The sequence below is a fragment of the Microbacterium sp. JC 701 genome (genome assembly GCF_021026215.1).
Lineage (GTDB): Bacteria > Actinomycetota > Actinomycetes > Actinomycetales > Microbacteriaceae > Microbacterium > Microbacterium algihabitans.
In genome coordinates this window covers 913,690-927,326 of record NZ_JAJNCV010000001.1, presented here as the reverse complement: position 1 = coordinate 927,326, position 13,637 = coordinate 913,690, and the positions used below count along the sequence as shown (strand labels likewise).

13 protein-coding genes are annotated in these 13,637 nt (G+C 71.2%); 2 read left to right on the top strand and 11 right to left on the bottom strand.

The window, feature by feature from the left end; all coding sequences use genetic code 11:
• The first annotated feature begins 13 nt into the window (after positions 1-13).
• The gene (locus LPW41_RS04455) at positions 14-1,201 is read left to right on the top strand and encodes a class I SAM-dependent methyltransferase (RefSeq protein ID WP_144829476.1); all 1,188 of its coding nucleotides are present in this window, start codon (positions 14-16) and stop codon (positions 1,199-1,201) included.
• Positions 1,202-1,222: 21 nt separating this feature from the next.
• Here LPW41_RS04455 and LPW41_RS04450 read toward each other — a convergent pair whose 3' ends face one another.
• The 4 genes from LPW41_RS04450 to tsaB are packed head-to-tail and all read right to left on the bottom strand — an operon-like array spanning position 1,223 to position 3,931.
• Entirely contained in the window at positions 1,223-1,624 is a 402-nt protein-coding gene (locus LPW41_RS04450) for a hypothetical protein (protein ID WP_230704194.1), read from the bottom strand.
• A gap of 47 nt (positions 1,625-1,671) precedes the next feature.
• Positions 1,672-2,772, bottom strand: coding sequence for a tRNA (adenosine(37)-N6)-threonylcarbamoyltransferase complex transferase subunit TsaD (gene tsaD / locus LPW41_RS04445; protein WP_230704193.1), 1,101 nt, complete (start codon positions 2,770-2,772; stop codon positions 1,672-1,674).
• On the bottom strand, positions 2,772-3,299 hold the full coding sequence (gene rimI / locus LPW41_RS04440) for a ribosomal protein S18-alanine N-acetyltransferase (RefSeq protein ID WP_154096159.1): 528 nt from the start codon (positions 3,297-3,299) through the stop codon (positions 2,772-2,774). The genes tsaD and rimI overlap by 1 nt, the downstream gene beginning before the upstream one ends.
• Positions 3,299-3,931 carry a tRNA (adenosine(37)-N6)-threonylcarbamoyltransferase complex dimerization subunit type 1 TsaB gene (gene tsaB, locus LPW41_RS04435; protein ID WP_230704192.1) on the bottom strand — a complete coding sequence of 211 codons (633 nt, stop codon included), beginning with the start codon at positions 3,929-3,931 and terminating at the stop codon, positions 3,299-3,301. The genes rimI and tsaB overlap by 1 nt, the downstream gene beginning before the upstream one ends.
• 64 nt (positions 3,932-3,995) lie before the next feature.
• Here tsaB and LPW41_RS04430 point away from each other — a divergent pair, with 64 nt between their 5' ends.
• Positions 3,996-4,958 carry an alpha/beta fold hydrolase gene (locus LPW41_RS04430; protein ID WP_154096161.1) on the top strand — a complete coding sequence of 321 codons (963 nt, stop codon included), beginning with the start codon at positions 3,996-3,998 and terminating at the stop codon, positions 4,956-4,958.
• Here the strand turns inward: LPW41_RS04430 and tsaE are convergent.
• The 7 genes from tsaE to LPW41_RS17010 form a co-directional block, all read right to left on the bottom strand.
• Positions 4,936-5,439, bottom strand: coding sequence for a tRNA (adenosine(37)-N6)-threonylcarbamoyltransferase complex ATPase subunit type 1 TsaE (gene tsaE, locus LPW41_RS04425; RefSeq protein WP_144829493.1), 504 nt, complete (start codon positions 5,437-5,439; stop codon positions 4,936-4,938). The genes LPW41_RS04430 and tsaE overlap by 23 nt on opposite strands.
• Positions 5,436-6,551: an alanine racemase gene (alr, locus tag LPW41_RS04420; RefSeq protein WP_144831852.1), complete on the bottom strand. Its 1,116-nt coding sequence runs from the start codon at positions 6,549-6,551 to the stop codon at positions 5,436-5,438. Before alr ends, tsaE begins: the two co-directional genes overlap by 4 nt.
• Before the next feature lie 2 nt (positions 6,552-6,553).
• A complete protein-coding gene (locus LPW41_RS04415; protein ID WP_144829495.1) occupies positions 6,554-6,940 on the bottom strand; it encodes a holo-ACP synthase in 387 nt (128 codons plus the stop codon).
• Between the two features lie 105 nt (positions 6,941-7,045).
• Positions 7,046-8,896, bottom strand: coding sequence for a glutamine--fructose-6-phosphate transaminase (isomerizing) (gene glmS, locus LPW41_RS04410; RefSeq protein ID WP_144829498.1), 1,851 nt, complete (start codon positions 8,894-8,896; stop codon positions 7,046-7,048).
• Between the two features lie 10 nt (positions 8,897-8,906).
• Positions 8,907-9,929 (bottom strand): HTTM domain-containing protein, encoded by a 1,023-nt coding sequence (locus LPW41_RS04405; protein WP_154096162.1) that lies wholly within the window; start codon positions 9,927-9,929, stop codon positions 8,907-8,909.
• Positions 9,926-10,738, bottom strand: coding sequence for a DUF5819 family protein (locus LPW41_RS04400; protein ID WP_154096163.1), 813 nt, complete (start codon positions 10,736-10,738; stop codon positions 9,926-9,928). The genes LPW41_RS04405 and LPW41_RS04400 overlap by 4 nt, the downstream gene beginning before the upstream one ends.
• Complete coding sequence (locus LPW41_RS17010; protein ID WP_230704191.1) at positions 10,731-13,397, bottom strand: LPXTG cell wall anchor domain-containing protein; 2,667 nt, start codon at positions 13,395-13,397, stop codon at positions 10,731-10,733. The genes LPW41_RS04400 and LPW41_RS17010 overlap by 8 nt, the downstream gene beginning before the upstream one ends.
• Between the last annotated feature and the right edge of the window lie 240 nt (positions 13,398-13,637).

Genomic DNA, 13,637 nt, shown 5'->3' with positions numbered 1-13,637 from the left:
CTAGGCTGAATCGGTGGACACCAGCGAGCTGACCGCCCTGCTCACGCCCGAGGGCCTGCGCCTCCTCGACGAGGCCGGACCCATCGCCTCGACCGACGACGCCGCCCGCACGGTGTCGCGCCTGCGCGCCGCGGGTCACTCCCCCGACCTCGTCTCGGCGGTCGTCGGGCAGGCACGGCTGCGGGTCAAGGCGGCGACGAAGTTCGGCCCGTTCGCCGAACGCATGCTCTTCACCCGCGCAGGCCTCGAGCAGGCGACACGTTTGTCGATCGCGGCCCGCCACGCCGGCCGCTTTCGCGCCGCCCGCATCGACAGCGTCGCCGACCTCGGCTGCGGGATCGGCGGCGACGCCCTCGGGATGGCGGGCATCGGCGTCCGCGTGCACGCCGTCGACGCCGACGAGGTCACCGCGGCGATCGCGGCGTACAACCTCGCTCCGTTCGGCGATGCGGCCTCTGTCACCCACGCGCGCGCGGAAGACGTCGACCTCAGCGGGACGGATGCCGTGTGGCTCGACCCCGCGCGACGCACGGCGGGCCATTCCGAGACGCGCCAGGTGTCGGCCGCCGAGTGGTCGCCCTCTCTCGAGTGGGTGTTCGAGCTGCTGAAGACGAAACCGGGCGGAGTGAAGCTCGGGCCGGGCTTCGACCGCGCCCAGATCCCCGACGACCTCGAGGCGCAGTGGATCAGCGCCGACGGCTCGACCATCGAGCTCGTGCTCTGGTCGGGCTCCCTCGCCCGCGAAGGCGTGCGGCGCGCCGCCCTCGTCGTGCGCGGGAGCGACGCGTGGGAGCTCACGGCGCCCGCCGACACCCCCGACGTCGAGGTGCGCGAGCTCGGCGCTTTCGTGCACGAACCCGACGGCGCCGTCATCCGCGCGCGCCTCATCGGCGAGGTCGCCCGAGCGCTGGATGCCGGGATGCTGGCGCCCGGCATCGCCTACCTCACCTCCGATGCGGCGCTGACGAGTCCGTTCGTGTCGTCGTTCCGCGTGCGGGAGCAGCTGCCCGCCGACCCCAAGAAGCTCGCGCAGGCGCTTCGCGCGCGCGGCATCGGCACCCTCGAGATCAAGAAGCGCGGCGTCGACGTCGACCCGGCGGTGCTGCGCAAGAAGCTGTCGCTGCGCGGCGACGAGTCGGCGACGCTGATCCTCACCCGCGTGGGCTCGAAGCGCCTCGCCCTGCTGGCCGACCGCGTGTGACGGCAGACGCGCTCCTGCGCGTCAGACCACGGCGAGCTGCGAGAAGCCCCAGATGAGCCATCCGGCGCTGAAGACGATCGACAGCAGCGAGAGGCACAGCGACCAGACCCCCACCCGGGTGCTGTCGTGGGGTCGCCGCAGCGAGATGATCGACAGGATCACCGCGACGGCGCCCAGCGGCAGCAGCCAGCCGGTGAAGAACGAGGCGACGAGCGCGAGGATCGCCGCCGCGAGCGCCCCCGGTGCGAGCGACAGCGGGGTCGGCGGTGCGGGCGGCACGTAGGGGATCAGGTGATCGCCGAAGGCGGCCATCTCGAGCTGGGCGGTCGGCAGTCGCTCGGGGTCGTCGTCGGCCGGGGCGGCAGCAGACCGCGACGCCTGCGCGGCGAGACGGGCGGCGTCCGACGGGTCGAGAGAAGGCACGGGCGGGGCGTCCTTGCGGGCGCGTCGCGTGGGCGGTGTGGGCTCGCTCACGGGGCGCTGCCCGAGGGGAGCATCGGAGCCACGGCATCCGGGTCTTCGTCCACCTGGATCTCGGTCACCGGGAGCGTCGAGTCGGCCCCGAAGGCGAGCGTCGAGGGGCGGCGACCCGACGAGATCAGTTCGGCGGCGAGCGCCGCGATCATCGCACCGTTGTCGGTGCACAGTCGCAGGGGCGGAATGCGCACCGCGACGCCCGCGGCCGCCGCCCGCTCGAGGGCGACGTCGCGCAGGCGCTTGTTGGCGATCACTCCCCCGCCCAGCAGCAGACGCGGCACCTCGAATCGCGCGCACGCGTCGAGGGCCTTCGTGACGAGCACGTCGACGACGGCCTCGCGGAACGACGCCGCGACGTCCGACACCGGCACCGGCTGACCGGCAGCCTCGTGCTGCTCCACCCACCGGGCGACGGCGGTCTTGAGCCCCGAGAACGAGAAGTCGTAGCGGTGCGCGGCCATGTCGGAGGCCCGCGAGAGGCCCCGGGGGAAGCGGATCGCCGTGGGATCGCCGTCGGCGGCCGCCCGGTCGATCTCGGGTCCGCCGGGGTAGGGCAGCTTCAGCAACCGGGCGACCTTGTCGAAGGCCTCGCCCGCGGCGTCGTCCATCGTCTCGCCCAGCAGTTCGACGTCGCTGGTGAGGTCGCGGACGAGCAGCAGCGAGGTATGACCGCCGCTCACCAGCAGCGCGACGGTCGGATATTCGAGCTCGCCCGCGTCGGCGTCGAGGATGTCGGCGGCGATGTGACCGACCAGGTGGTTCACCGCGTACAGCGGCTTGTCGAGCGCGACCGCGAGGCCCTTTGCCGCTCCGACGCCGACCATCAGCGCGCCGGCGAGACCCGGGCCGCTGGTCACGGCCACGGCGTCGAGATCGGCCAGGGTCACGCCGGCCTCGGCGAGCGCGGCGTCGATCGAGGGCTGCAGCGCCTCGAGGTGGGCGCGCGCGGCGACCTCGGGCACGACGCCGCCGTAGCGCGCGTGCTCGTCCATGCTCGACGCGATGGTGTTGCTGAGCAGCTGCCGACCGCGCACGATCCCGATGCCGGTCTCGTCGCAGCTGGTCTCGATGCCGAGTACGAGGGGAGCGTCCATCAGCACCATCCCTTTCCGCTGGTGGTGGTGGGGGTCTCGGAGATCCCGGATGCCGGCTCCTGCGCACGCCGCGCGCTCCAGCCCCGCAGGTCGAGCTGCATCACGATCGCGTCGACGTCGTCGGGCTGGTAGTACCGCGGTCGTCGTCCGACCTCGACGAAGCCCTCGGAGAGGTACAGCCTCTGCGCGACCGGGTTGTCGGCGCGCACCTCGAGGAACACGTCGTGCACCTCGCGCCGCGCGGCTTCGTCGAGCAGGGCGGCGAGAAGGGCACGGCCCCGCCCCCGACCCCGCGCGGACTCGGAGATCGTGATCGTCTGGATGTCGGCATCCCGAGCCCCGCGCACCGCGCGCAGGCCCGCGTAGCCGACGAGACTCCCGGCCTCTTCGACGACGACGTACCACCCGTGCGGCGAGGCCAGCTCTTCGCGCATCATGGCCGGGCTCCAGGCGTCGGTCGGGAACGACGCGTGCTCGAGCGCCATGATCGCGTCGAGGTCGGCGGCGGTCGCCACCCGCGTCGACATCAGCTGACCCGCTTCGGCGCGTGGGCGGCGACGACGTCGGGGCTGCGCAGGTACAGCGGCTCGGGGCCGGCGAGCGTGCGATCGGCGTCGAGGGCGCGCGCTGCGGCGAGCGCGATCATCGCGGCCGACACGCTCGTGGCGTCGTAGCGGCGTGCCCCGTGCTCCTCGAGGCGCGCGTCGAGGTCGTCGCGAGGGCTGAGAGCCGCCTCGGTCACGCGCACGGGCAGTCCGTCGTCGTCGAGCCCGTCGTAGACGCTGTAGGCGAATTCTCTGCGGCGGGCGTCGGTCACGACGGCGAAGCGGCCGGTCTCGGTACCGGTCAGGGCGTCGGCGAGCAGGACGCCGAGCGCGACGCCGTCGTGGCTCGGCACGGCGACCAGCGGCACGCCGCGACCAAGCGCATAGACCCGAGCGGTGGCGATGCCCACGCGCAGCCCGGTGAAGGGCCCCGGTCCCATGCCGATCGCGACATGCGTCGGCGCGGGAGCTGCGGTGGTGGCGCGTCGCAGCAGGTCGCCGATCACCTCGGCGTGCCCGAGAGGGTTGCTGCTCTGCTCCTCGGCGAGGATCTCGCCGTCGCGAGCGATGGCCGCGACAGCGGTGCCGAGCGAGGTGTCGATGCCGATGATCACGGTTCCAGGGTAGTCGGCGCCTCCGACACGGCATCCGGGACCACCTCCGCTCCGAAGAAGGGACATGGATGCCACCGACCTCGGCCTGCGCCGCGTCATCGTGCCCACGGGGGTGGGGCCGATCGTCGTGCGCGCGGGTCGGGCGTCGGGGAACCCCGTCGCCACGGTCCTCCTGCACGGGGCCGCGGGATCGTGGCGCACGTGGGTACCGCTCATCGCGGCATCCGACGCCCTGCGCCTGCCGCTGTCCGACATCGTGGCGATCGACCTCCCCGGCTGGGGCGAGACGCCGGGCCCGGTCCCCGACCCCGCCGACCTCGCGGTCGCGGTCGCCGCCGTCGCCCGGGCACTCGGATACCCGCGCTGGCGCATCGTCGGCCATTCCCTCGGCGGCGTGATCGCGCTCGACGTCGCCGCACGCTTTCCGAACGACACCGTCGCGGTCGGTGTGGTCTCACCGAGCGGCGCCGGAGCACGTACCGTCGGCCGGCGCCCGATCGCGAAGGCGGCGCGGTTGCCGTGGCTCGCCGGGATGGTTCTGGCCATGCGCATCCTGCGCGCGCTCGGACCGCTGTCCGCCCCGCTGCTGCGGGTCCTGCGCCGCACGGGTCTGCTGCACCGTCTGGCGCGGCCCCTGTTCCGGCATCCGGACGGGGTGGATCGGGCGGTGACCGACGCCCTCGCCACGGAGATCCGTCCGACGGCGTTCCTCGCCGCGATGCAGGCGTCGCGCACGCACGACGACGGCGTCTGGCGACGCATCTCCTGCCCCGTGCGCTCGGTCCGAGGCGAGCACGACGTCTTCGTCTCCGCCCGCGACGCACACGATTGGGCGCGCCTCATGCGCGACTACGACGACCGCGTGCTCGCCGACAGCGGCCACTTCGCCCACGTCGAGCAGCCGGTCGAGACGCTGCGCGCCCTCCGCGAGGTGTGGTCGGCGCATCGCGCACCCGCGCGCGGTGCCGGCGGCCGACAGCGGCCCACCGGCCAGACGCGGCGTTTCAGGGACGACGCGAGATCGTGACCGTCCGCGGGGCGTCGGCGTCGAGCTCGACGGTGTGCACCGCGATCTCACCGCAGGCGTTGTCGACACCGCGGCCGCCGACCTGACGCGAGATCTCGATCTCCCACCATCGGTCGGCCAAGTACTCCGCGACCCCGCGCCCCCACTCGACGATGACGGCGGATCCGGCCACGTCGATGTCGAGGTCGTCGAGTTCGACGGCCGCCCCGAGCCGGTACGCGTCGACATGCACCAGCGGAGTCCCCCCGACCAGCGAGGGGTGCGTGCGCGCGATCACGAACGTCGGACTCTGGACGGGACCCCGGATGCCGAGACCCTCGCCGATCCCCCGGGTCAGGGTCGTCTTCCCCGCCCCGAGCGGGCCGGTGAGCACCACGACGTCGCCCGGCTCGAGGACGCGACCGATCGCGCGGCCGAGCTCCTCCATGTCGCCGGGGGCGTCGATGACGCGCTCGCCCAGCAGGTCGTCCGGAATGCTCATGCCCCGCCCTCCCGTCGCGGTACGCGCGCCCCCACCCGCGTGACGATCTCGTAGTCGATGGTGTCGGCGGCCTCCGCCCACTCGCGCGCCGAGGGCACACCCAGGGTCGGGTCGCCGAAGAGTACGACCTCGTCGCCCACGGCCACCGGGTGATCGCCGACGTCGACGACGAACTGGTCCATCGCGATGCGACCCGCGACGGTGAACCGACGACCGCCGATCGTCACGGGGCCCCGACCCGAGGCCTGTCGCGGCACGCCGTCGGCGTACCCGAGGGGCACGAGCGCGAGGGTGGTGTCGGTCGTCGTGCGGTAGTCGTAGCCGTACGAGACCCCGGTGCCGGCGGGCACGCGGCGCACGGCCGCGACGGCGCCGCGCAAGGTCATCGCGGGGCGCAGACCCAGATCGGCGGGCGTCCGGTCGTCGAACGGCGAGACGCCGTAGATGCCGATGCCGATGCGCACGCAGCCCAGCCGCGCCTCGGGAAGGGCGATCGCCGCGTTCGTCGCGGCGATGTGGCGCAGCGGAGGGGTCAGGCCGACGCCCGCGGCGAGCACGACGCCCTCCTCGAACTTCGCCAGCGCCGCCCGATCGTCGTCGATGCTCGTGTTCGACAGGTGGGAGAACAGCCCGACCACGCGCAGGCGACCGATCCGCTCCAGACGCGCGGCCTCCGAGAACACCTGCCGCCAGTCCGCCGGTGCGATGCCGTTGCGCGAGAGCCCGGTCTCGATCTTCAGGTGGACGGCGGCGGGGCGCTCGCCCTGGGCGGCCTCCGCTGCCCGCAACAGCTGGTCGAGGTCGGAGATGCCGAGCTCGACCTCGTGTCGCACGGCCTCGACGAACGACGCGCCGGGCGCGTGCAGCCACGCGAAGAGCGGGGCGCGGATGCCGGCGCGACGCAGCGCCAGGGCCTCGTCGATGTCGGAGACGCCGATGCGGGTCGCCCCTCCCCGCAGCGCCGCCTGCGCCGCGCGGAACGCACCGTGGCCGTAGCCGTCGGCCTTGACCACGGCGATGATCTCGGAGCCGGTCAGCCGGCGCAGGTGCCGGACGTTCTCGGTGATCGCGTCGACGTCGATGAGCGCTTCGCGCAGCACCCCGGATGCCATGCTCACGCGGTGTCCTCTCGGGTGGGTTCGATTCCGGATGCCGCCTCGGCGACCACGTAGGCCGTCGCGAGCCCGGCATCGTGCGACATCGACAGGTGCACAGCGGTGATGCCGCGTGCAGCGATGGTCGCCGCCGTCTCTCCGCTGAGCGCGAAGACGGGGCGACCCGACGGCTCCGAGGTGACCTCGATGTCGGTCCAGTGCACGCCGTCCGACCCTCCGAGGGCCTTGATGAGCGCTTCTTTCGCGGCGTACCGGGCGGCCAGCGATCGCGGCTTGAGCACGCGCTCCGCGGGGGCGAACAGACGCGGCAGCAGGCGCGGGGTGCGAGCGAGGTGCTCCTCGAACCGCGGAACGTCGACCAGGTCGACGCCGATTCCGACGATCATGGGCCCTCCCCTCTCGGCATCCGTTCCATTCTGCCGGTGCCGGCGGGCACCCGAGACGACGAAGGGGCCGGATGCCACGGCATCCGGCCCCGAAGACGACGAGTCCTACTCGACCGTCACCGACTTCGCCAGGTTGCGCGGCTGGTCGACGTCGAGGCCCTTCGCCTCGGCGAGGCCCATCGCGAAGATGTGCAGTGGCACCACGGCCAGCAGCGGCTCGAAGAGGGGGGCCGCGAGCGGGATGCGCAGAACCTCATCGGCGGCGGGCAGCACGGCCACGTCGCCCTCCTCGGCGATCGCGATCACGCGGGCACCGCGGGCGCGGATCTCCTCGATGTTCGAGACGACCTTCTTGTGCATCTCACCCGACCCGCGCGGGCTCGGGACGACGACGAACACGGGCTGTCCGGGCTCGATCAGCGCGATGGGACCGTGCTTGAGCTCGCCGGCGGCGAAGCCCTCGGCGTGGATGTAGGCCAGCTCCTTGAGCTTGAGCGCACCCTCGAGCGCGATCGGGTAGCCGACGTTGCGGCCGAGGAACAGCACCGAACGGGTGTCGGCCATCCAGTGCGCGAGCTGCTCGATGCGCGACTGCTCGGTCTCGAGCACGCGGGCGATCTTGCCGGGCACGGCCTCGAGCTCGGTCACGGCCTCGACGGCCACGACGGGGTCGATGGCGCCGCGCACACGGCCCACGTGCAGCGCAAGCAGGTACAGGGCGGTGATCTGCGCGACGAAGGCCTTGGTGGAGGCCACAGCGACCTCGGGGCCGGCGTGGGTGTACACGATGGCATCCGACTCGCGCGGGATCGTGGCGCCCTGGGTGTTGCAGATCGACAGCGTCTTGGCACCGCGCGAACGCGCGTACTTCACGGCCATCAGCGTGTCCATCGTCTCGCCCGACTGGCTGATCGAGACGACGAGGGTGCGCGCGGAGAGCACGGGGTCGCGGTAGCGGAACTCGTGCGCAAGCTCGACGTCGACGGGAACACGCGTCCACGTCTCGAGCGCGTACTTGCCGACCATGCCGGCGTAGGCGGCGGTGCCGCACGCGATGACGAGGATGCGGTCGATGTCGGCGAGGAACTCGTCCATGCCGTCGAGCTCGGGAATCTCGACGCGGCCCTCGTGGATCCGACCGCGCAGCGTGTTGGCGACGGCCTCGGGCTCCTCCGAGACCTCCTTGGCCATGAACGACGACCAGCCGCCCTTCTCGGCAGCCGAGGCGTCCCAGGTGACCTCGAACGGCTCGACCTCGACGGGCGCGCCCGAGAAGTCGGTGACCTCGACGCCCTCGGGCGTGATCGCGACGATCTCGTCCTGACCGATGGCCAGCGCGTTGCGCGTGTGCTCGACGAAGGCGGCCACGTCGGAGCCGAGGAAGTTCTCGCCCTCGCCGAGTCCGATCACCAGCGGGGAGTTGCGGCGCGCGCCGACGACGAGGCCGGGGTGGTCCTTGTGCATCGCGAGCAGCGTGTACGCGCCCTCGAGGCGCGACACGACGGCGCGGAACGCCGCGACGAGGTCACCCGTGCGGGCGTACTCGCGGCCGATCATGACCGCGGCGACCTCGGTGTCGGTCTCGCTGCGGAAGGCGAAGCCCTCTCCGACCAGCTCGCTCTTGAGTTCGGCGAAGTTCTCGATGATGCCGTTGTGGATGACGGCGAGCTTGTCGTCGTCGGCCAGGTGCGGGTGCGCGTTGGCGTCGGTCGGCCCGCCGTGCGTCGCCCACCGCGTGTGGCCGATCCCGGTGGTGCCGTCGGGCATGGGCGACGACGCCAGGTCGTCGCGCAGCACCGCGAGCTTGCCCGCGCGCTTGCGCATGTCGAGCTGACCGTCGCCGTCGATCACGGCGATACCCGCGGAGTCGTAGCCCCGGTATTCCAGACGCGACAGCCCCGCGATGAGAATGTCCTGGCTCTGCCGAGGACCCACGTAACCGATGATTCCGCACATGGGGTCGAGTCTACGTGGCAGGCCTGAGTGAACCCCTCCGCAGCGAGGCGAGGCGCCCGCCCAGTCGCATCCACGACCCGTCTCTGACCAGCAGCAGGTCAAGGGCGATCATCATGAGCGAGAACGGCCACAGCCCCAGCAGGATCGCGATGCCCAGGTGCATCCCGGTGATGAGGAACACCGCGGCGTACCGCGTGGGCTTCCACAGGATCATGAGCGGGAACAGCATCTGCACCCACAGGGCGAGCCACGTGGCCAGCGCGACCATGGGCGCGGACTGCCACGCCAGCTGGCTGAGCGCCGGGAGCACATGGAACTGCTCGATGCTCAACGCGTAGTAGATCGCCGTTCCGTTCAACCACTCCTCGCCCTGGAACTTCAGCACGCTCGAGACGAAGTACACGAGCAGGATCTGGAAGACGCAGAGGATCAGCACCGTGTTGTGCAGCCACGCCCCGAGCCACATCGGCACCCACGCCGGTCGCCGCCGCGCCCAGAACGAGGCACGGGCGCCGCGTCGGTGGCGCACCCACGCATCGACCGAGAAATGCCGGCTGAGGTCGGCGAACACCACGAACACCAGCACGATGCGCATGAGCGTGTCGCCGCCGTTGCCGAGCAGCGTCGTGTTCGTCGACAGGCCGACCCACAACACCATCAGCACGGGGGTGACCCACCGGGTCTTGAAGCCGGCGACGAACACCACCGCGAGCACGATGAGGAGGTGGAAGCAGATCTCGAAGACCACCGCGTTGTCTTTCGGGAAGAACACGCGCAGCGGCTCCCACCAGCCCCGCCGGCTCGCCTCGGGCTCCACCCACCAGGCGCCCGCTCCCCAGAGGTACTGCCGATCGGCGTAGCTGGGCACCAGCACGATGAGCATCGACAGCCCCATCAGGATGCGCAGGATCGAGAAGCCGATCGTGGCGTGCGGCCGGTCCATGATCCAGTCCACGAACCGCGGCCACAGCGCCGAGGGCCGAAGCCTCTCGCGCAGCGGTTGCGGGCGGGCGATGGATGCCGTTGTGTTCATCGTCCCGTGTACCTCTCGACGACCTCGTCGTAGATGGCTTGGACCTCGTCGGTCGGTGCCGCGGCCGGCTGACGCCAGCCGAATGTGATGTAGGACAACTCCGTCTGCCGCTCCTGATCGAATCGGTGGAGGAAATCGTTCGGTCGATCCGACTCGATGCGCCACCGCACGCGCTCGACCGGCCGGTCGAAGTACGCGGTGCCGAAGGCCGAGGCGAAACGAACGAGCATGTAGTCGTAGCGCAGGTAGCTCACCGCGGCGGCCCGACTGCCCTCGAGGCCGTCGAGCTGGGTGAGCAGGTCTCCGGCGTCCACGGGCTCGAACGCGCCGCCGCCGAGCCCCCGGATGAAGGTGTCGCGCACCCGATCCCGCTGCTGCGGGCTCAGCGCCTGGTACCGCGTGAACATCGCCTGGGTCGCGTTGAACGAGTTCTTCGAGATGCGCGACGGCATCGGGATGCCACGGGCCGACGTGAACTCGATGTCGGTCACGTCGACCCAGTCGCTGTGGACGAGCTCGTTGCCGTCGCGCCACTGCACCTGGATCTGGAGGTTGCGATTGACCTTCATGATGTTCGGCGCGAAGACGTTCCAGCGCTGCGAGAACCAGGGCGAGAACACCTCACTCACGACCGGTCGAGTCGGAGACGTCGGGACGGTGAACGACCCGGCGACGAAGGCGTATCCGGCGACGATGGCGAGGGTCGCGGCGGCGGCGACCGCCGCGACCCTCGTCGACCGCCCGGTGGAGGGACGCCCCTCCGCAACCCCCGTGTCAGGGGCGCCCTCCACCGTGGTCGTCTTACTCACCGGCGTTCGTCCTCCGGTTCTCGCGGCGACGGATGCTCCAGAGCCCGGCACCGAAGAGCAGCAGGAGAGTCGCTCCACCGAGAGCCAGAGGTGCGTTCACCTCGGCACCGGTCTGCGGGAGACCGCCCTGGATGCCGTCACCACCACCGTCCCCGCTGGGGCCGGCGTTCGCGGGATCGACGACCAGGAAGGCCGTGTTCTCGCGGTCCTGCGGCAGGTCGCCCGTGACCGATCCGCGAATCTCGACGCGGTGTGCGCCGAGCTCGAAGTCCGGTCCGACGGCGAACGACATGCGGGCCATGCCGGAGGCATCGACCGTCACCGGGGTCAAGTCGAACGGCGTCGAGAACACCGTCGCGAAGACCGTCTCACCGGGCTGGAAGCCCGAGACGACGATGTTCTGACGGGCGTCCGTACCGCGGACCACCACACCGTTCACCGCGTCGGCTCGGGCTCCCGCGGTGGGGTCCCCGTCCGTCGCGTCGCCATCGGCGGCGTCGGTCGCGTCAGCGGCATCGGCCGCGTCAGCGGCGTCCGTCGCGTCTGCATCGACCATGTCGGCGTCGGCAACGTCGGCGTCAGCAACGTCAGCGTCAGCAACGTCAGCGTCAGCCACATCGGCGTCGGCGACATCCACGTCAGCGACGTCGGCGTCGACCATGTCAGCGTCGGCAACGTCGGCGTCAGCCACGTCGGCGTCAGCCACGTCGGCGTCAGCCACGTCGGCGTCAGCAACGTCAGCGACATCCGCGTCAACCATGTCGGCATCCACCATGTCCGCGTCTGCGACGTCGGCGTCGGCGTCGACCATGTCAGCGTCGGCCACGTCGGCGTCAGCCACATCGGCGTCAGCCACGTCAGCGTCAGCGACATCCGCGTCAGCGACATCCGCGTCAGCGACATCCGCGTCAGCGACATCCGCGTCCACCATGTCGGCCTCCACCATGTCGGCGTCAGCCACGTCCGCGTCAGCGACGTCGGTGTCAGCGACGTCGGCGTCGATGTCGAGCACGTCGGCGTCGGCGTCGGCATCGAAGACGTCGACGTCGAGACCGTCGGCGTCGATCACGTCGAGGTCCAGGCCGTCGGCGTCACCGTCGATGTCGAGCACGTCGGCGTCAGCGTCGAGCACGTCGGCGTCGGCGTCGATGTCGAGCGCGTCGAGCACGTCGGTCACGTCGATGTCGAGCACGTCCAGCGCGTCGGTGTCAGCGGCATCCGCGTCGACCACGTCTGCGGCGTCAGCACCGTCGGCGTCGATGTCGAGCACGTCGGCGTCAGCATCGATCACGTCGAGCACGTCCACCGCGTCGAGCACGTCGGTCACATCGAGCACGTCAGCGTCAGCGTCGAGAACGTCCGCGTCGGCGTCGATGTCGAGCGCGTCGAGCACGTCGGTGACGTCGATGTCGAGCACGTCCAGCACGTCGAGACCGTCAGCGTCGACGACGTCGAGGACGTCGAGAACGTCAGCGGCGTCGGCGTCCGCTCCGTCGGCGTCGATGTCGAGCACGTCGGCGTCGGCATCGAGGATGTCGATGTCCAGCGCGTCCGCGTCGAGCAGGTCGATGTCCAGACCCTCGGCGTCACCGTCGATGTCCAGCACGTCCGCGTCCGCATCCAGCAGGTCGAGGGTGCCGTCGATGTCGAGGGCGTCGAGCAGGTCGGTCACGTCCAGGTCGAGCACGTCCAGAGCGTCGGCGTCAGCGGCATCCGCATCGGCCACGTCCGAGGCGTCCACCGTGTCGGCGTCGATGTCGAGCACGTCGGCATCCGCGTCCAGGATGTCGAGCACGTCCACCACGTCGAGCACGTCGGTCACGTCCAGCACGTCGGCATCGGCGTCGAGCAGATCGAGGTCTGCGTCGAGGTCGAGAGCGTCGAGCACGTCGGTCACATCGATGTCGAGGATGTCCAGCGTGTCGGTGGCATCCACGTCGAGCACCTCGGTCGCGTCGACCACGTCAGCGGCGTCGAGCACCTCGGCCGCGTCGACGACGTCGGCGCCGTCCGCGTCGATGTCGAGCACGTCGGCGTCCGCGTCCAGGATGTCGATGTCCAGCGCATCCGCGTCGATCAGGTCGATGTCGAGACCCTCGGCGTCACCGTCGATGTCCAGCACGTCCGCGTCCGCGTCGAGCAGGTCGAGGGTGCCGTCCAGGTCGAGGGCGTCCAGCACGTCGGTCACGTCGATGTCGAGCACGTCGAGCGCCTCCGCGTCGGCGGCGTCGGCGTCGGCCACATCCGTCGCGTCGACGGTGTCGGCGTCGAGGTCGAGCACGTCGGCATCCGCGTCGAAGGCGTCGATGACGTCCAGGTCGAGCTGGTCGACGACGTCGGTGACATCGAGCACGTCGGCGTCGGCGTCGAGCAGATCGAGATCCGCGTCGAGATCGAGGGCGTCGAGCACATCCGCGACGTCGATGTCGAGCGTCGTGTCGACGGCGTCCGCCAGGTCGAGGGCGTCGACCACGTCCGTGACGTCGAGGTCGAGCGTCCCGTCGATCAGGTCGAGCACTCCGAGCTGGATGGGCGCCGGGGCGCTCACCGTCGGAGCGGCCTGCGCGGCCGTGACCCCGCCGAACAGGCTGAGCGATCCCGCGCCCACCGCTGCGGCGACCTTGATCGCGGCGCGTCCGGTGCGACTGCCCGTCCACACCCGACCGTTCTCCGTCGACCCGCTGCCGGGACCGGAACCCCGGTCCCTCCATCTCACGCGAAACATATGACTCCCCCTTCGGTACGCCGGCGCCGCCGTCGGCGCAGGTCACGGCATCCCGCGAAAGAGAGCCGTGCAGTCACGCTAGGTCGGCTGTGAGGAGTCTGTGAACGACCTGTGGTACCGGTTTGAATGCGGGGCCGAGGCCAGTAGGTATACCGAGCGACGGACGTCGGTACC

What these genes read in the sequence shown, in the direction of transcription:
- LPW41_RS04430 (WP_154096161.1), top strand. Translation starts at nt 3,996, where the DNA reads ATGGATGCCACCGACCTCGGCCTGCGCCGCGTCATCGTGCCCACGGGG.
- glmS (WP_144829498.1), bottom strand. Translation starts at nt 8,896, where the DNA reads ATGTGCGGAATCATCGGTTACGTGGGTCCTCGGCAGAGCCAGGACATT.
- alr (WP_144831852.1), bottom strand. Translation starts at nt 6,551, where the DNA reads ATGGCATCCGGGGTGCTGCGCGAAGCGCTCATCGACGTCGACGCGATC.
- tsaD (WP_230704193.1), bottom strand. Translation starts at nt 2,772, where the DNA reads ATGGACGCTCCCCTCGTACTCGGCATCGAGACCAGCTGCGACGAGACC.
- LPW41_RS04405 (WP_154096162.1), bottom strand. Translation starts at nt 9,929, where the DNA reads ATGAACACAACGGCATCCATCGCCCGCCCGCAACCGCTGCGCGAGAGG.
- rimI (WP_154096159.1), bottom strand. Translation starts at nt 3,299, where the DNA reads ATGTCGACGCGGGTGGCGACCGCCGCCGACCTCGACGCGATCATGGCG.
- LPW41_RS04415 (WP_144829495.1), bottom strand. Translation starts at nt 6,940, where the DNA reads ATGATCGTCGGAATCGGCGTCGACCTGGTCGACGTTCCGCGGTTCGAG.
- tsaE (WP_144829493.1), bottom strand. Translation starts at nt 5,439, where the DNA reads ATGAGCATTCCGGACGACCTGCTGGGCGAGCGCGTCATCGACGCCCCC.